13 protein-coding genes are annotated in these 16,320 nt (G+C 35.5%); 4 read left to right on the top strand and 9 right to left on the bottom strand.

Features of this window, described 5'->3' with window-relative positions:
- Positions 1 to 74: 74 nt before the first annotated feature.
- Positions 75 to 2,639 (top strand): M1 family aminopeptidase, encoded by a 2,565-nt coding sequence (locus CSC80_RS00890; RefSeq protein ID WP_099189117.1) that lies wholly within the window; start codon positions 75 to 77, stop codon positions 2,637 to 2,639.
- A gap of 78 nt (positions 2,640 to 2,717) precedes the next feature.
- Here CSC80_RS00890 and guaB read toward each other — a convergent pair whose 3' ends face one another.
- From guaB to CSC80_RS00925, 7 genes are all read right to left on the bottom strand, one after another.
- Positions 2,718 to 4,190 (bottom strand): IMP dehydrogenase, encoded by a 1,473-nt coding sequence (gene guaB / locus CSC80_RS00895; RefSeq protein WP_099189119.1) that lies wholly within the window; start codon positions 4,188 to 4,190, stop codon positions 2,718 to 2,720.
- A 144-nt stretch (positions 4,191 to 4,334) separates the two neighbouring features.
- A complete protein-coding gene (locus CSC80_RS00900) occupies positions 4,335 to 6,806 on the bottom strand; it encodes a TonB-dependent receptor (protein ID WP_099189122.1) in 2,472 nt (823 codons plus the stop codon).
- Positions 6,787 to 8,154, bottom strand: coding sequence for an HTTM domain-containing protein (locus CSC80_RS00905; RefSeq protein WP_099189124.1), 1,368 nt, complete (start codon positions 8,152 to 8,154; stop codon positions 6,787 to 6,789). The genes CSC80_RS00900 and CSC80_RS00905 overlap by 20 nt, the downstream gene beginning before the upstream one ends.
- Complete coding sequence (locus CSC80_RS00910; protein ID WP_099189126.1) at positions 8,154 to 9,284, bottom strand: imelysin family protein; 1,131 nt, start codon at positions 9,282 to 9,284, stop codon at positions 8,154 to 8,156. Before CSC80_RS00910 ends, CSC80_RS00905 begins: the two co-directional genes overlap by 1 nt.
- A gap of 96 nt (positions 9,285 to 9,380) precedes the next feature.
- Positions 9,381 to 10,631 carry a DUF4856 domain-containing protein gene (locus tag CSC80_RS00915; RefSeq protein ID WP_099189128.1) on the bottom strand — a complete coding sequence of 417 codons (1,251 nt, stop codon included), beginning with the start codon at positions 10,629 to 10,631 and terminating at the stop codon, positions 9,381 to 9,383.
- Between the two features lie 134 nt (positions 10,632 to 10,765).
- Entirely contained in the window at positions 10,766 to 11,635 is an 870-nt protein-coding gene (locus CSC80_RS00920; protein ID WP_074672684.1) for a hydroxymethylglutaryl-CoA lyase, read from the bottom strand.
- Between the two features lie 53 nt (positions 11,636 to 11,688).
- Positions 11,689 to 12,306 (bottom strand): LysE family translocator, encoded by a 618-nt coding sequence (locus tag CSC80_RS00925; RefSeq protein WP_099189130.1) that lies wholly within the window; start codon positions 12,304 to 12,306, stop codon positions 11,689 to 11,691.
- Positions 12,307 to 12,390: 84 nt separating this feature from the next.
- Here CSC80_RS00925 and CSC80_RS00930 point away from each other — a divergent pair, with 84 nt between their 5' ends.
- Complete coding sequence (locus CSC80_RS00930) at positions 12,391 to 12,798, top strand: Dabb family protein (RefSeq protein ID WP_099189132.1); 408 nt, start codon at positions 12,391 to 12,393, stop codon at positions 12,796 to 12,798.
- Positions 12,799 to 12,870: 72 nt separating this feature from the next.
- Here CSC80_RS00930 and CSC80_RS00935 read toward each other — a convergent pair whose 3' ends face one another.
- Both CSC80_RS00935 and CSC80_RS00940 read right to left on the bottom strand, forming a co-directional pair.
- Entirely contained in the window at positions 12,871 to 13,908 is a 1,038-nt protein-coding gene (locus CSC80_RS00935) for a quinone-dependent dihydroorotate dehydrogenase (protein WP_099189134.1), read from the bottom strand.
- Positions 13,909 to 13,969: 61 nt separating this feature from the next.
- Positions 13,970 to 14,416: a hypothetical protein gene (locus tag CSC80_RS00940; RefSeq protein WP_099189136.1), complete on the bottom strand. Its 447-nt coding sequence runs from the start codon at positions 14,414 to 14,416 to the stop codon at positions 13,970 to 13,972.
- A 72-nt stretch (positions 14,417 to 14,488) separates the two neighbouring features.
- Here CSC80_RS00940 and pepT point away from each other — a divergent pair, with 72 nt between their 5' ends.
- Both pepT and CSC80_RS00950 read left to right on the top strand, forming a co-directional pair.
- The gene (gene pepT / locus CSC80_RS00945) at positions 14,489 to 15,712 is read left to right on the top strand and encodes a peptidase T (protein ID WP_099189138.1); all 1,224 of its coding nucleotides are present in this window, start codon (positions 14,489 to 14,491) and stop codon (positions 15,710 to 15,712) included.
- Positions 15,713 to 15,716: 4 nt separating this feature from the next.
- Positions 15,717 to 16,316: a DUF1801 domain-containing protein gene (locus CSC80_RS00950; protein ID WP_074672670.1), complete on the top strand. Its 600-nt coding sequence runs from the start codon at positions 15,717 to 15,719 to the stop codon at positions 16,314 to 16,316.
- The last annotated feature ends 4 nt before the right edge of the window (positions 16,317 to 16,320 follow it).

Consider the following 16,320-nt stretch of genomic DNA (forward strand, 5'->3'; position numbering starts at 1 on the left):
GCGTTATACGTTGTTCAAAAATTGGAAAGCATTTTCCATTAAAGTATTTTCACAACAACATATAACGCTATTTCATGAGAACCCTTATTTACCTTGGTTTTGTACTATCTATACTTTGTTCATGTAAAAATGAGCAACATTCCACAACCACTCGAAAAGCTGGTGTACCTGAGGAGATGGCAATGTATAGGTCCTCTCAAATCTCAGATGTTCATTACAATTTAAGTTTTAACATTCCTGCTGAGCTAAAAGAGCCCATACCTTCTCAACTTGAATTAAATTTTAACGTAGAACAACTTCAAGAGCCGGTAATTTTAGACTTCAAAGAAGAAACCTCAAAAATAAAATCCATTTCCATAAACGGCAAAAATGCCACAATTCTTCACGAACAGGAGCACATTATACTACCCAAAGAGCATTTAATTACTGGTAAAAACACGGTTACCATTGCGTTTATAGCAGGTGAACTTTCATTAAATAGAAACGAAGATTATTTATACACCCTTCTAGTTCCAGATCGCGCTAGAACATTATTTCCATGTTTTGATCAACCCAATATTAAAGCAAGATATACCTTGAATATAACCGCGCCAAAAGATTGGCAGGTTCTATGCGGCACAAAAGAAATCAATAGCACCTCAAAGGGTGATTATATTGAGCATAAATTTGACACATCAGATCAAATGAGCACGTATTTATTTTCGTTCGTAGCAGGTAAATTTAAATCGGTGAGTAAGAAACCTGGCAATATGGAAATGACCATGTTGTATAGAGAAACCGATACCACTAAAATTCAATACAGTCTAGATTCCATTTTTGATTTACATCAGCAGTCATTATCCTTTTTAGAGGATTACACCTCATACCCTTTTCCTTTTCAAAAAATGGATTACGCCGCAATTCCAGGATTTCAATATGGAGGTATGGAGCATGTAGGCGCTATACAGTATAGAGAAAGTTCATTATTCTTGGATGAAGGTGCCACAGCCAATAAAAAATTGAGCAGAGCCAAATTGATCGCCCATGAGACATCTCACATGTGGTTTGGAGATTTAGTCACAATGAACTGGTTTAATGATGTATGGATGAAAGAGGTGTTTGCAAATTTCATGGCAGATAAAATAATGAACCCCGCTTTTCCAAATATAGACCATCAGTTGGCTTTTATGATTACCCATTACCCAAATGCATATGGCGAGGATAGAACTTTAGGTACAAATCCTATTCGGCAAAAATTGGATAATCTTAATAACGCCGGCTCTCTGTACGGAAGCATCATCTATAATAAAGCACCTATAATGATGCGCCAATTAGAAACCGTATTAGGCAAAGAAGCTTTTAAAGAAGGAATACAGGAGTATATAGAAACCTTTGCTTTTAAAAATGCCGAATGGGGCGAACTAATTGAAATTCTTGATAAAAAATCGTCAACAGATATTATAGCTTGGAGTTCTATTTGGGTAAATAATTCCAGTAGACCAATATTCAACGATGAAATTACCTACGATGATAATGACAAGATAACCTCATTCACTCTAACACAAACAGCAGAAGACAGTTCTGAAAATATATGGTCACAAGCTTTTGATATATTATTTATATATCCTGACAGCTCTAAAACCATTAGCGTACAAATGACCGATGCCACATATCAAATAAAGGAAGCGATTGGTTTACCCAAGCCAATTTCGATTATCTATAACTCAAATGCCGAAGGGTATGGTGTTTTCCCACTGCAAGAGAAAGATCTTGACCTTATACCTACATTAGATAATCAAGTTGCCCGTGGCTATTCCTATATTAATGTTTATGAAAACATGTTGAATGGTACAATTAATCCAAGCGCAGCTATACAACTATTTTCAAAAGGACTGAACACCGAAAAAAATGAGTTGCTCATTAATCTTATTTCCAGATATACAACTTCTGTTTTTTGGAAGTATCTTACAGAAGAACAACGTGCTTTTTACCAAGATAAAATTACTGATGATATATGGTCAAAATTACATGAAGAATTACCTGCTAGTATTAAAAAAACACTGTATTCAACCTATGTATCCATGGGTTACACCAATACATCTTTAGAAAATTTATTCAAAATATGGAGTAAAGAACTAACCATCAAAAATTTAAAGCTCAATGATGATGATTATACTGAATTAGCTATAGACCTAGCTTTATACAATCATCCAAAAAATGAGCAAATCCTTAAAACAGCAGAAGTAGCAATAACCAACACCGACAAACTTAATAAATTTAAGTTTCTACTTCCTTCTATCTCTAATAATTACGAAACAAAAAAGGAATTTTTCGAATCACTTAAACAAGAAAAAAATAGAGCAAAAGAGTCGTGGGTTACAAATGCCATGAACAACTTAAACCATCCGTTACATCAAAAGGAATCTTTACAATATTTAAGGAACAGCCTTGACCTATTGGATGAAATTCAAAAAACCGGCGATATTTTCTTTCCAAAGAGATGGCTAAGCAGTACCATTGGCAATTATACTTCTTTAGAGGCATATGAAATTTTACAAGCCTATTTAGATGCCAATCCAAAGTTAAAACCTTCCTTAAAATCAAAAGTGCTGCAAGCCTCAGATGATTTAAGAAGAGTTCAACTTCTAGAAAAGAATTAGAAATTTCAACGCTGAGAATTCAAGCAAAAAAAGAGGTCTATATGACCTCTTTTTTTTGCTTTTATTTCTTGGAAATCCCTATCTACTATAGTTAGGACTCTCTTTAGTAATGGTTACATCATGTGGGTGGCTTTCATTAATACCACTAGCCGTAATTTTTACGAATCTACCCGTGTCTTGTAATGTTGCTATGTCTTTTGCACCACAGTACCCCATACCTGCACGTAATCCGCCAACAAATTGATGTATACTTTCATAAAGCTCTCCTTTATAAGGTACACGCCCTACAATACCTTCCGGCACCAATTTTTTAATATCATCTTCCACATCTTGAAAGTATCGATCTTTACTACCTTGTTTCATAGCTTCAACAGAACCCATACCACGGTAAGACTTGAACTTTCTACCTTCATAGATAATGGTTTCACCCGGGGATTCTTTGGTACCTGCTAAAAGCGATCCTAGCATCACCGTATCCGCACCGGCAGCAATAGCCTTTGGAATATCACCTGTATAACGAATACCACCGTCAGCAATGACCGGAACTCCAGAACCTTTAATAGCGGCAGATACTTCTAATACCGCAGAAAATTGAGGAAAACCAACACCTGCAACTACCCTAGTAGTACAAATAGAACCTGGTCCTATACCTACCTTTACGGCATCTGCACCGGCTTCAACCAAATACTTGGCAGCCTCACCTGTTGCTATATTACCCACAATAACATCTAACTTTGGAAACTTCTTCTTTACCGCTTTCAATACTTCAACCACCCCCTTGGTATGACCGTGTGCCGTATCTATAATGACCGCATCTACACCTGCATTTACCAAAGCTTCTGCCCTATCAACAGCATCGCCAGTAACTCCTAATGCCGCAGCTACACGTAAACGACCATATTGATCTTTATTGGCGATTGGTTTTTGAGTCAACTTTGTAATATCCCTAAAAGTAATTAGCCCTAATAGGGTATTATCTTTTGATACTACAGGTAACTTTTCAATTTTATGTTGTTGCAAAATATCTTCCGCTTCGGATAAAGAGGTACCCTCATCTGCGGTAACCAAATTCTTTGAAGTCATAACCTCAGAAATTGGTCTGTCGTTATTTTTTTCGAAACGTAAATCTCTATTGGTAACAATACCCAATAGTTTTCCATCTGCATCCACAATGGGAATTCCACCTATGCTGAACTCTTTCATACTTGCCTTAGCATCTTTCACCGTAGAATTTAATGGCAAGGTAACAGGATCCAAGATCATACCGCTCTCAGCTCTCTTAACCTTTCTTACCTTCATGGCTTGTTGCTCAATAGTCATATTCTTGTGCAAAACACCAATACCACCTTCTTGAGCCATGGCAATTGCCATTCTAGATTCGGTAACCGTATCCATCGCAGCAGAGATGATAGGTACATTGATCGTAATGTTTCGAGTAAATTTTGTCTGAATACTTACTTCTCTTGGAAGCACTTCAGAATAAGCAGGTACTAATAATACGTCATCGTATGTTAGACCTTCTCCTAGAATTTTGTTTTGGTGGGCTTGCATAGCAATTAAGGATTTAATTGCGTGCAAATATAGTGAATAAAGTTGGGATATCTATCTTACACAATACCTTAACAATCACTTCATATTCAGACCCTCTTTTAGTCCGATAAAAAAATGGATGCCCCATGTCAATCATTAATTGAATTATAGCTTAAATTGTAAGGTTGCATAAAAGGTTCTAGGCTCTGAAGGTATGATACCCGGACCCGGATAACCAGTTGCCCTTCTGGTAAAATAACTATTGTCCAAAACATTATTTATACCGGTTTCCAACTTCCAATTTTTATAGACATATGATAGAGAAAAATCTAAAATATCATACGCCGGAATTTCCCCTTCTATACCACGTTGATTGTCGTTAACATCTTGCAAAGCATTGGTAGCATCTGTAAACTGACTTGACAAATAGGTATATTGTAAACTACCCAATATATTACCATAGCCAAAATTAAGACCGGTCTTTAAATTTACATCTGGTATAAATTCCACTTTGTTACCTTCTACATTGGTTTCTTCCGAAGACAAATACTCAGAATTGGTCAAGGCCAAATTCATGAAATAATTCAGTTTTAACTTATCACTAGCCGAAAAGAAAGTTTCTTTTACGCTCCAATTGGCAAAACTTTCCAAACCATACATAAAAGCGGTACCAATATTACCCCTGAACCGAACTATACTTCCCGTTTCTACTTCTTCTCCCAAGGCATTGGTTTGTGTTTCACTTTTTAAAATCTCACCTAATCTATTATCATACAACAAGCTGAACGCACTTACGTCATAAGACAGTACATTTTTATGTCTGCCTCGAAAACCTATATCTGCCGTAAAGCCATCTTCATCAGAGATATTTTCATCTACTTGAAAAGAAGGGTTGACAACCCTGATATCGCTAAATGTTACCGACCTATAGTTTTGAGAAAAATTGCCGTAGAACTCAACACTAGAATTCAATTTATAAGTAGCACCCAATCCTAACAACAAGAAAGTTCTATCAAATTCCCTGTTATCTTCCACTTCCTCATTTAAGAGTGGATTACCAGCCAAATCAAGCACAATATTCTTATAACTACCAATACTTTCCGTTTTAATATGCTCTAACCTAAAACCAGGTGTTAAAGTTAATTTAGGACTTATATTAAAGATATTTTCTCCAAAAAAAGCCAAATTAGCATTGGGAAAATTAAATTGAGATTGTCTTTCATAATTGGGAAACTCATCATCTGCAAAGTTAAAATCTGCATTCGCCGCCGTTGTCCCCGGACCTTGCCTTTGATCATTATCAGTCCTATAGATTTTTGACCCGATCAATAATGCAGATTCAGTATCACCTAACTTATATCTTGTTAATAATCTTGCCTCTGCACCCCAGTTTTGAAAATTATCGATTAACAATTCCCTTGGCTCCTCAGGGTCATCTGGTTGTGATACTCTGTTAGTTCGAAAACCAAGTGCACTTCTAGAAGCATCCAATCCAAAAACATTTAAACTAAAATCCGTTTTTGAAGAGAATTTATGGTCTAGACGAACTGAAAATAATTTCCAATCTACATCAAACCAGTTTCTTTCCCTATTACTAAACGTTGGGTCCTCAATAAATTGAGCATCTGTAAGACCGCCAGGTTGTTTGGCTAAATAATTTAAAAAAGTGGTTTCTACAGTTACCTTGGTTTTGTCCGAAAATTGATAGCCCACATGCGCAAAATAATTTCTACTGTTATAATCTGAATTTGGTCTAAAACTATTTCCCTCCTTATAATTGAAATAGGTGTAATAACTGAACTTACCAACTGTACCACTTAAACTATTAAACGATGTTTTTAGATTGTAAGACCCCAAAGTCTGTCTACTGGTCCACTCTATTTTCTTACTGGAATTTGGCTGCTTAAATTTAAAATTGACCAAGCCGCCAAATTGCGTTCCATACTGTAAAGAAGCTGCCCCCCTAACCACTTGAATTTCTTCTAAAGCTTCTGCAGGTGGTGTATAATAACTTTCTGGGTACCCTAAAACATCTGCACTAATATCATAGCCGTTCTGTCTTGTATTAAAATTTGCCGTTCTATTGGGATCAAGACCTCTACCTCCAATATTAAGTTGTAACCCTGCATCTCCATTATCGTATATATTTAAACCTACGACTTGACTATAAATTTGTCTGGGATTATTGGCCGCCAAATTACCCGTAATACCGTCTAATAAAACAACCTCATTTTTTTTACCGGCGTATATGGCAGTACCATCTACTTTCTTCAACTGTTTTAGGGCAAAAATTTCTTGGCGTTTTTGGGTTATTACCACCTCTGATAAGTTCTGGACCTTCAAAGGATTCATGACAGGGTTGAATTCGGTATTGCCAGTGATAGTTACATCTTGTTCTATAATTTCAAACTCGTAAGCGAAAACTACAATAGTATAGGTTCCTGCTGTTAAGTTCTCTATTAAAAACGCACCTTCATTATTGGTGATTTCCAAGCGTTCCAATTCTTTGATATACATTTCAGCATCTGGAACAGGGTTCCCTTCTACATCTGTTACTTGACCAGAAATAGTGAGTTGACCAAATACCGGAAATGATACTAATAATAAAAGTAAATAACTAAATTCCTTTAATTTCATCTTTAAATGGTGTTATCCAATACTTATGTAAAAAAGACTCTTTTTGTTTTGCCAAATCTATGGTAGGATCAATAAACTCTGTACTTAACCTCCCATTGAGACTAACTTGGCAATTTACGAATACCTGCACATTCTTATGGCCATCTTTCTCAAAATGGTTTTTTAGAAAATGCGCGTATTCCAATATAAAATCTGGCTGAAATGCCATTTGTTTTTCTTGAAACGGAGTAATAAAATCAGTGTTATCTACATAAAACCACCGACCAGATTCTTGGTCCACAATTTTAAATTGGGCGTAGCCAGATTTTTCCATTAGCATAACACGCCATGAAAAACGGTAGCCTTCTTCTGTCCAAAATAATTCTCCCGGATAAAATAGATACCTAAAAGGTATGGCCAGTTGAAGCATAAAAAATAGAACAACTACCATATGCTTCAACCTAAGCTTAAATGATGACCGTTCATTAAAAACTGTTTGATTATTGAATCTAGCACCGTTTATTTTGAATACTTTAAATAAAAGCCTCAATATCTTAAGATGGACTTTTGCATCAAAAAATATTAAAGCAGAAACGATCATAACATATGGGAACATACCAATAGGGAACAATACCCTAGTTAGTACGTGAAAAATGACCACCATTACAAATGCATATGGTCTAGTTCTCTTATATAGTAGTAAAAAAGGGATAGATAGATCGTAAATTACGCCAGACCAGCTAAATAGAAATTGCACCCATTCTTCTCCCAAAAAACTTCCTATAAAAGGGGTATCGAACTTGGCGGGCAACCAGATTTTTAAGGGCATAGCATTCAACAACCAATCTGAATTTAATTTCGCCAGTCCGGCGTAGAAATAAACAATACTTAAAAGCAACTTAATACTATTAACTGTCCAGCTGGGAACATATTGAAAGCACTTTTTGGGGTTTAAATAAGCATCTAGTGAATAGTTTGCGTTAGCTGGCAAAAATATCATTAAGAAGCTCAGAATACTAATAAAGTAATAATGGTTTAAGTATGTTGTTTTATCCATGAGCTCTATATACGTAAAGCTCAAAAAGAAAATGATAATACTTAATTTATAGCGATAACCAAGAGCCACCAATACTGCCGCCAAGCCACAAATCACAAAAATAAGGTAGGTATAAACACCTAATGGTTTTACCCATTCAAACCCGTAATAAGAAAAGAAGAATTGTGGTTTAATATAAAGTTTATCGATCCAGCCATAGCTCCAAAACCTAACAATACTAAAAAGCATCATCAGACCAAATAAAATACGAAAGACCGCCAAAGGGGCGGTCTCTATAGGAGCTTTTATATATTTAGCTATTAGCGATTCCATTAATCACCATCGGCATCAACAAAATCAATACTAATACTCATTGCTGAAACCATATCTACCTTTAACATAGGTACGGCCTTTTGTACTTCATCATAAGCCAATAACATGGAGGTTGGCGGATTGCTGTTCTCTATTTCAGCTCTAAACGCAGAAAGATCAAGCACCATACTTTTTGCCGTATTAAATTGATCATTGATCAACGTAGACAAATCCTCTCCATTTTTTAGCGTGTTCAATGCATCCAGATAAGATGCCAAACTTTCACCTTGAGTACTTGAATTAAAATGATTACCATTAAAAAAGTCTTGAACAGCAGATAAACCTTCTAAAAACAAATCGTTAGAAATAGTAGCTTCATAATAAGCCTCAACATTTCTAGGTAAGGTACTACCGGAAAAAACTCCTAAAGGAATTCCCATTTTACCAGCTCTTAAATACTTCTCGTAATAAAAAATATAGTCGTTTACCATACGATCAACAGATGCCGTAGATGATGCTCCGTCATTGGCAACAAACGTATCCCTGTAACCATTTGTCCAATCAGATACCACAGTTTCTGTCAAAGACTGCATATCCATCAAAACATCTTCGGTATATTGTAGGTAAGCCTCTTTGTTGTCTCCATTATAGAAAGCAAGTATATCCGCATCGGTATCACCCAAGCCGTTCAATAAGTAATCTAAAGCAGGAAATCCTTTAGCGCTTCTGTTAGAGGATAAGGACAAGTCATAACTTCCATTGACAATAAATCCATCAATCTTCTCATTATCCGTTGGATATATATTCATGTTCAATTGAAACCCTACAGATTCGGCAGGACCAATTTCAAACATCTCTACATGTTGCCAAGATTTGTATGCGTTCAACCATGATGCACGCAAAGCAATTAAATTACCTTCATTGACATCTGCTTTAAACGTATTGAACGTATTCAATAAATCATCCATATCCGCAGTAAAAGCTTGATATGAAGGGATAATAATATTATCTGCCCAATTGACCAACATGGTACTGCGCTCAAAAGAAACCTCCTCTACCGGATCAACAATTACGCTATCATCGGTTTCACTATCATTGGAACATGCCCATACTAAGGCCAGAACACAAAGAATCCCAATAATCTTTTTCATCTATTATTTTTATTTATTCTAATTAAATGCAAAAATAAAAAAAGCAATTCATTCTAAATAAGATTGAATTGCTTTTTTTATCGACTTAACTCCTATTTATTCAGCAGCCTGCTCTAAGGTAAAATTAAACTTAGCCGCAATGTCAGCAGAAATAGCATCTAATGTAGTTGCTTCCACATCCCAAAGTCCGTTTTCTCCGTCATCCATTAAATCTACAAGAAACGCATCAACTTCCTCCTTTGCAAAATAAGGTTCAGTAGAATTGGGTTTTCTTGTAAACTGTAGACTGTATACAAAACCGTAACCTTCAGATAAATCATGAAAAGCCCCACCATAATCAGGTGTTTCTTGATCTAAACTATTTTTACCTTGTTGTAAATAGTACACGGCTCTAATACCGATAACTTCAGAAAGTTTCTCCCTAATTATTTCGGCTTGTGCATCCCTAACATCATATTGCTTAGCAACAATTGCAGCCCTACCTAATTTAAATGCTTGAAAAATTTCATCGGCAATGCCCGCAAAATCGTCATCTCCTTCTACTCTCCCAATATATTTATTTAAAAAGCTATCTGCACCTAAATCATCATTAGGGTTTGCGGCATCTGCATTTAAACCATACACGTAACCGTAAGCCTCATCCCACTTATGTTCCATATTGGTATAGACTTCACCTTCAACTACTACATTAGCATCATTATCAGCAACGTTATCACCTTCATCCAATACGGCAGTACTTAAGTAATTGTTTACTACTTGATCAATGGTAAGCGCTCCAATCAAACCTTTATTAAAAGCTTGGTTATATTCCAACCCTTGAGCATTAATGTATCTAGTAGAAGAACCGTCTGCTATTTGTCCTGCCGTACCTGCAGCTGCTGCAACTTCCCAGTTTGGGAATACCTCATTTACTTGAGCAGAGATCCAACCATCAAAATCCGCTCTTATCACAGCTTGATCGGTAGCATTGGTTGCAAAGAAATCTGCAGAGGCAGCTGTTTTACTTCTTACACTTTTATCAGATGCATTTAAATCTGCATCTTCAAAATCGTTAGCACCTTCTTCATGGGCATACATACTTAATATTTGCTCGGATGTTGAAGTTACATCTGTAAATGCGCTCAAAATTTCGTCACCCATTTTTAATCTCGTAGTCTGACCACCAAAGCTAACAGTACTTTCATTATCCCTTGTAAATGTATAAGAATCTGGATTATCAATTGTAGATTCAATAGGTTCACAATCACCATCAACACATTCTGACAATTCTAATCCGTCATCATCGGAACTACATGAAATAAATAATAAACTAGCAATAGACGATAACAATAATAGATTCTTTTTCATTTCTCTTTTATTAAGACTTATTTTAAATAATGCGCAAAACTATAACATGTTTTAACATTACACAACCTTATCTATATTAAATCTAAATAAATTTAACTTTTTAATAATGTAGCCAGAAGAAATACAACAAGTAATTAGTGATATTGGGAAAAAAGCTCGGTAGCTTTGTTATATGCCGCTTCAAAAGTCATGGCATTAACGCCGGTAAAAACTTTTTGCGAAGTAAAATACGATAACATTTTCTCCGTAGGCATGTTACCGGTTAAATCATCTTTGGCCATAGGACAGCCACCAAAACCTTGGATAGCACCATCAAACCGTTTACAGCCAGATTCATATGCCGCGGCAACTTTTTCATGCCATTTTGTGGGTGTGGTATGCAAGTGCGCACCAAACTCAATATTTGGGTATTTTGGGATTAAGTTGGAAAACAAATAAGAAATAGTTTCTGGATCAGATGACCCCACGGTATCTGACAACGATAATATTTTGGCTCCCATTTTCGCCAGTCTTTCGGTCCATTCACCAACTATTTCAACATTCCAAGGATCACCATAAGGGTTACCAAAACCCATGGATATGTACGTTACCACTTCCTTATTCGCCGCATCGGCAATATTAAATATCTCTTGTAACGTTTCTACAGATTGAGCAATGGTCTTATGGGTATTTCTCATTTGAAAATTCTCGGAGATAGAAAAAGGAAAGCCCAAATAATCAACTTCAGCATGGGTAACAGCGTCTTCTGCACCACGAACATTTGCCACTATGGAAAGTAACTTAGATTTGGTTTTCGACAAATCCAATTTAGACAAAACCTCTGCAGTGTCCACCATTTGCGGAATTGCCTTTGGCGAAACAAAACTCCCAAAATCCAACGTATCAAAACCACAACCTAGTAAAGATTGTAAATACCTCACCTTTTCATCGGTAGGTATAAACTTCTTAATACCCTGCATAGCATCTCTAGGGCACTCTACTATTTTGATCTTTGAATTAAACATTATGTAAAAATACGAACTCTAAATAAGTAAATCCTATTAATATTTTAATAAGACTAACCTAAAACTAAATAAATCGCAATACCCATAAAAACAATTATCTGAATCCATTTTAAAACAAACCCTGTACGCTTATTGTTAGTTAAGAAGCTAGATATTTGACCAGCCAAAATGGCTATAGCGCCAAACACAAAAGATGAAACCAAAATAAAAAGAACACCCAGTGTATAAAACTGAATTACGTTATTTAAACTATCCGAAAAGAGAAAACCAGGAAAAAAAGCAAGAAAAAAAATGGTCACTTTTGGGTTTAGAACGTTCATTATAAAACCCTGTTTGAATAATGATAGTTTACTTTTCTTTTTTTCTTCTCCGGCAATAAAAATAACATCACCGCCTTTATAGACCATAATAGCCAAGTAGACTAAGTAAGCCGCCCCAAAAAATTTAATCATGGTAAAAAGAGTGTTACTATTCTTAATAATTGCCGATACCCCAAATGCCAACAGCGTAGTATGTACCAAACAGCCTGTCATTAAACCTGCTACAACTGCCAAGCCAAATTTTTTACCATTACTAATACTCTGTATCAAAACAAATATATTATCCGGTCCTGGTGATAAAGCCAAAAAAAAAGTAGCCACAGAAAAGGCCATTAAAATTTCGTAGTTCAATATAATAGTGCCTTGGTTGATATGAAAATACAAATTACCATTATTTACAGCTATTTTTAATAACTTGTTTTAAAATAAAATACTATGAAAATTAAAGTACTTCTATTACTAGTTTGTTTTACATTGGCATTCAATACATATGCCGTTACAGAAGAAAACAATATAACCAACACCATGATTAAAAATGACAGCCTTTTAAGACATGCCGTATTCTTCAAATTCAAAGAAGGCACTACCGCCGAACAGATAAAAAAGGTAGAAGATGCTTTTAGCGCCCTACCTTCAAAAATTGAACAGATCAAAGGTTACGAATGGGGACTTAACAACAGTCCAGAGGGATTAAACAAAGGGTTTACGCATGCATTTTTCCTAACTTTCAAAAGTGAAGAAGATCGTGCTATTTATTTGCCCCACCCAGACCATAAAGCTTTTGGAGCAATACTGACCCCATATTTAGATGATGTCTTTGTACTTGATTATTGGGCAAAGTAACATACAACCAATGCTAAAAAAGAAAAGCCCTTGCACACAATGTACAAGGGCTTTTCTTTTTTCAAGAGTTTATTACACCCTTTCTAAAATTGCCTCATTTATAGCTTTTACCAAAGCAGGCCCTTCATATACAAAACCAGTCCACAATTGAATTAAATCTGCACCTGCATCTAACTTTTCTATAGCGTCATCTGCTGAATGTATACCACCTACACCGATAATAGGGAATGCTTTATTGCTTTTTTCTGCAAGAAAACGAATTACCTCTGTACTTCTATCTTTCAAAGGTGCACCACTGAGTCCGCCAGCTTCTTCCGTTATTAACGCATGAGATTTTAAATTTTCCCTAGAAATGGTAGTGTTAGTTGCAATAACACCATCAATACTGGTATCACTCACAATATCAATAATATCCAGCAATTGGCTATCGGTTAAATCTGGCGCTATCTTTAATAGAATTGGTTTACGTGCAACATCTTTACGTTTGCTTTGCCTAGCGTTCTCCAATTGCAATTCATTGAGCAAAGCCGTTAATGGCTCTTTATCTTGTAATTCTCGTAAACCAGGTGTATTGGGAGAGCTCACGTTAACTACGAAATAGTCTACATGGTCAAAAAGGGCATCAAAACAAATGAGATAATCCTTTATAGCCTCATTATTGGGTGTCACCTTATTTTTACCAATATTACCACCTATAAGAACTTTATGGTTTTTCTTTAAATTTTCGACCGCTTCAAAAACACCATGGTTATTAAATCCCATTCTGTTGATAATTGCTTTATCCGCCTTTAATCGAAATAATCTTTTTTTAGGATTTCCTTCTTGTGGTTTAGGAGTCAATGTACCTATTTCTACAAAGCCAAATCCAAAATCCGATAATTCATTATAAAGCACCGCATTTTTATCAAAACCTGCCGCCAACCCCACTGGGTTCTTAAATTTCAACCCAAAAAGTTCACGCTCCAAACGATTGTCCTCTACCGCGAACATGGATTTTATTATGCCCGATAAGCCTATTTTAGAAAAAAACTTAATGCTTGAAAAACTAAGGTAATGAACTTTTTCTGGGTCTAACAGAAACAAAAGAGGTCTAATAAAAAGCCTGTACATGTATATATTTTAGAAGCCGCAAAAATACAAACTGTAAATGAGAAAGTTAAGTAATAGTTTATCAGTTTTTGTCAACAATGCTATCGGCATATACCGTTGGAACAACTACATAAGGTGAACGGTATGCCTGTTTACATAAAGATTGGTACAATTCATATTGTTTGGAGTTGAACAATGTCAACATCCGTTTATCTATCATAGCCTGTACCCTACCCATGCTATCCATTACACTTTTATATTTACCTGCAAGCTGTCTTAATTCTGTTTCGCTACTTTGTGGATGCCTCTCTTTAACATTCTGTAATTCATTATTCAAAACATCGTTTCTATACTTTAATTCTGCACTAAAACTTACCAGTTTTTCATGTTGCATTTCGTTTAACTGAAATATTTCAGAAATAATTGAATCATTGGTAACACCAACCCCTAAAACGCAATCTGCCTGTGAATGTACCCTAGCACTTATCAAAATAATTACGGACCATATTATATACCTAAATCTTTTCATGATTACCACTATAGAATCTAACGTTTACCAATTTACAATTTATAAGCTTATTTTTGATAAAACCCTTTTACAATGCAGCATATAATTGACCGTTTTATTAGCTATGTCACTATAGATACGCAAAGCGATTCTTCATCTAATACCACACCAAGCACAAAAAAACAATGGAATCTAGCAAACAAATTAGTTGATGAGTTACGTGCAATAGGATTAACCGATGTCACAATTGATGACAATGCATATATTATGGCAACCCTGCCATCCAATGTAGACCACCAGGTACCTACCATAGGTTTTATTGCGCATTTTGACACATCACCAGACTTTTCTGGCACCAATGTAAAGCCACAGGTAATTGAAAATTATGACGGAAAGGATATTATCTTAAATAAGGAAAAAGATATTGTGCTCTCTTCATCATATTTTGATGATCTCTTACAATACATAGGGCAAACCATTATTACCACAGATGGCACTACACTTTTAGGTGCAGATGATAAAGCAGGTATTACTGAAATAGTTACCGCAATGGAGTATTTGATAAACAATCCGGATATTAAACACGGCCCAATTAGAATAGGATTTACTCCAGATGAAGAAATAGGTAGAGGCGCACACAAATTCGATGTTGAAAAATTTGGTGCAGAATGGGCCTATACAATGGATGGAAGCCAAATTGGCGAATTGGAGTATGAAAACTTTAATGCTGCTGGTGCTAAAATTACCGTTAGTGGCAAAAGTGTTCACCCTGGCTACGCAAAAGGAAAAATGGTTAATGCCCTACTCATTGCAAATTATATTATAAGTGAATTTCCAAAACATGAAATACCACAAGAAACAGGCGGAAGAGATGGCTTTTTCCATATACATCATATAAACGGTGAAATTGAACATGCAACTGTAGAGCTTATCATTAGAGACCATGATCTAAAGCGTTTTAATGAGCGTAAGCAGTTAGTACAAGATATTGTTAAAAGGTATAACAATGAATATGATAATTGTATTGAACTAGAATTGAAAGATCAATATTTTAATATGAAAGAAAAGGTAGAGCCTGTTTTTCATATTGTAGAAACCGCGAAAAAAGCTATGGAAGATATAGGCATAAAACCTATAATTAAACCAATAAGGGGCGGTACAGATGGATCACAACTAAGTTACATGGGTTTACCATGCCCTAATATTTTTGCTGGCGGACATAACTTCCATGGAAAATATGAGTACGTACCCGTAGAAAGCATGCAAAAAGCAGTGGAAGTCATTGTACGTATTTGCCAATTAACAGCAAATCAATAACAGTATGGACAGGCAAGAAAAAATAGATAATTTCTACAATGAAGAACATCAATATAAAACTGGTGTAGCTATTTTAAGAAAGCTTGCTTTAGCTTGTAAATTAAAAGAAACATATAAGTGGAGCTTCCCTACGTATACAACACAAGACAAAAATGTTATTGCCATTTGTAAATTTAAGTCGCATTTTGGTATATGGTTCTTTAACGGCGTGTTTTTAAAGGACTCACACAAAGTATTGGAAAATGCACAAGAAGGAAAAACCAAGGCCATGCGGCATTGGAAGTTTTCTTCAACGTCTGAAATTGATCATAACGTTATTACAGCGTACATTCAAGAAGCTATAGTAAATCAAAAAAAGGGACTGGCATTAAAAGTGGAAAGAAAGCCCAAAACAAAAATTGTAATTCCTACCCACCTAGCTATTGCCATTGAACATAATGATGACTTAAAGACTGCCTTTAACAAATTAACCTATTCCAAACAAAAGGATTACGCCGAATATATTGCAACTGCAAAACAAGAAAAAACGAAACTATCTAGATTAGAAAAGATAGTTCCGTTGATATTAAATGGCATAGGCCTTAATGATAAATACCGTAGATAATTCC

This window comes from Maribacter sp. 6B07, assembly GCF_002700155.1.
Classification (GTDB): Bacteria; Bacteroidota; Bacteroidia; order Flavobacteriales; family Flavobacteriaceae; genus Maribacter; species Maribacter dokdonensis.

Bases quoted from the DNA above. Each gene is read 5' to 3' on its own strand.
- CSC80_RS00890 (WP_099189117.1), top strand. From the start codon at position 75: ATGAGAACCCTTATTTACCTTGGTTTTGTACTATCTATACTTTGTTCA.
- guaB (WP_099189119.1), bottom strand. From the start codon at position 4,190: ATGCAAGCCCACCAAAACAAAATTCTAGGAGAAGGTCTAACATACGAT.
- CSC80_RS00900 (WP_099189122.1), bottom strand. From the start codon at position 6,806: ATGAAATTAAAGGAATTTAGTTATTTACTTTTATTATTAGTATCATTT.
- CSC80_RS00905 (WP_099189124.1), bottom strand. From the start codon at position 8,154: ATGGAATCGCTAATAGCTAAATATATAAAAGCTCCTATAGAGACCGCC.
- CSC80_RS00910 (WP_099189126.1), bottom strand. From the start codon at position 9,284: ATGAAAAAGATTATTGGGATTCTTTGTGTTCTGGCCTTAGTATGGGCA.
- CSC80_RS00915 (WP_099189128.1), bottom strand. From the start codon at position 10,631: ATGAAAAAGAATCTATTATTGTTATCGTCTATTGCTAGTTTATTATTT.
- CSC80_RS00920 (WP_074672684.1), bottom strand. From the start codon at position 11,635: ATGTTTAATTCAAAGATCAAAATAGTAGAGTGCCCTAGAGATGCTATG.
- CSC80_RS00930 (WP_099189132.1), top strand. From the start codon at position 12,391: ATGAAAATTAAAGTACTTCTATTACTAGTTTGTTTTACATTGGCATTC.
- CSC80_RS00935 (WP_099189134.1), bottom strand. From the start codon at position 13,908: ATGTACAGGCTTTTTATTAGACCTCTTTTGTTTCTGTTAGACCCAGAA.
- CSC80_RS00940 (WP_099189136.1), bottom strand. From the start codon at position 14,416: ATGAAAAGATTTAGGTATATAATATGGTCCGTAATTATTTTGATAAGT.
- pepT (WP_099189138.1), top strand. From the start codon at position 14,489: ATGCAGCATATAATTGACCGTTTTATTAGCTATGTCACTATAGATACG.
- CSC80_RS00950 (WP_074672670.1), top strand. From the start codon at position 15,717: ATGGACAGGCAAGAAAAAATAGATAATTTCTACAATGAAGAACATCAA.